The following is a 1,452-nucleotide window of genomic DNA, read 5'->3' as shown; positions in this document are numbered from 1 at the left end:
CTCCTCGGTCACCGCGCGGTCGGCGAGGAGCTTCCGGTTGATGTCCAGCTGCTGTTTCCACTGCCGCACGGCCAGGCCCACGGCGACGATGAGGCAGGGCGTGACCACCACGTCGGTGAGGCCCATTCCCAGGAAGGGCACGTCGTTGTGCAGGTACCGCGCGAGCTGCACGGGCGCGGTGGCCACGACACCCAGCGCCACGGCACGCCGCCCGCTGTACCTGGCCACGGTGTAGAGCGCCACCGCGACGGCGCCGCCGTAGCTGTTCGACATCGGCGCGCCCGGGTCGACGGCAAGCCCGAGGTTGACGGCCATCTGCACGGCGAGGACCGCGCCGAGCACCGGCACGGGGTGATGGCGCCTGAAGAGCAACGGGACCAAGGAGACGGCCACCAGCAGGACACCGAGCACGGTGACGGGCGCCCCCGGGCCCTCCTCGCCCGGGGCGAGGTAGGCCAGTACGTCCAGGCCCACGGCGACGACGGCGACCACCACGTCACCCGGTGTCGGCCGCGCCCCGCCCGTGGGCGGTACCGGAGGGAAGAAATCGCGTCCCATCCGGGCGCCTCCTAGTCGAGCCAGTGCGTCGGGCCCTGATGTTCCCGACGTTCCGCACCATTACATCCCGGCCCGCCGGGCCGGAGATCGGCGCAGGGGCGGTTCTTCCACCCAGTACCGGAGTACTGCCCGCGACTGCGTACCGGACCAGGGTCACGGGTGCGTCCCCTTCCGGCGGTCGACGCTCTCAAGGGGCTTGCCGTGATGACCTGTTGGAGCCTCGAGGAATTCTCGCGGCCCATTTCGCCGGCCGGGAAAAGCAGGGAAAAGAAAACATGATCCGCAAGCTGACCTCGTTCTCCACCCGACATCGATGGCTGACGATCGTCGTCTGGACCATCCTCGGAGCGGCACTGTCGTTCGTGGGGAAGGCGATGATGTACGACGTCACCGACTCCCAGGCCGGGGACTTCCTTCCCAAGAAATACGACTCGGCCGTGGCGCTGCGCATCGCGGAGGACGAATTCGGCACCAAGCCCGACCCCAACGCCCTGACCGTGCTCGTCGCCAGGGACGACGGCGACAAGCTCACGGCGGGCGACCAGCGGCGGATCGCCGCCACCGCGGCCGGCCTCGGCCGGGAGCGGATCGTCGCGCCGAAGCCCGAACAGCTGATGAAGGACCACTCCCAGACCCCGCGGGTTTCGCCGGGCGCCGTGGCCCCGGACAAGAGTTTCCGGCTCCTGACGGTGTCGCTCGACGGAAATGCCAATGACCCCGGTCTGCAGGACGTCTACAAGAAGTTCCGTGATGGCGCGAAGCATGAATTCGCCGCCGCCGGCCTACGCGTGGGATTCACCGGCGGCATAGCCTCCACGGTGGACAACACGGAGGCCGAGGAGACCACGGGGAAAGTCGTCGGCAATCTGACGATGGGCCTCATCGTCCTCCTGA

2 protein-coding genes are annotated in these 1,452 nt (G+C 68.8%); one reads left to right on the top strand and one right to left on the bottom strand.

All coding sequences use genetic code 11. The features are described from left to right. A partial coding sequence (locus tag ACZ5CR_RS45065; protein WP_468869415.1) for a DUF7134 domain-containing protein occupies positions 1–558 on the bottom strand: 558 nt, incomplete at its 3' end. A 275-nt stretch (positions 559–833) separates the two neighbouring features. On the opposite strand from ACZ5CR_RS45065, the gene ACZ5CR_RS45060 reads away from it, so the two are divergent. Continuing rightward, on the top strand, positions 834–1,452 hold a 619-nt coding region (locus ACZ5CR_RS45060), incomplete at its 3' end, for an MMPL family transporter (protein ID WP_468869413.1).

It is taken from the genome of Streptomyces sp. NPDC031274, assembly GCF_055570235.1.
This window is presented reverse-complemented; position numbering and strand designations above follow the sequence as displayed.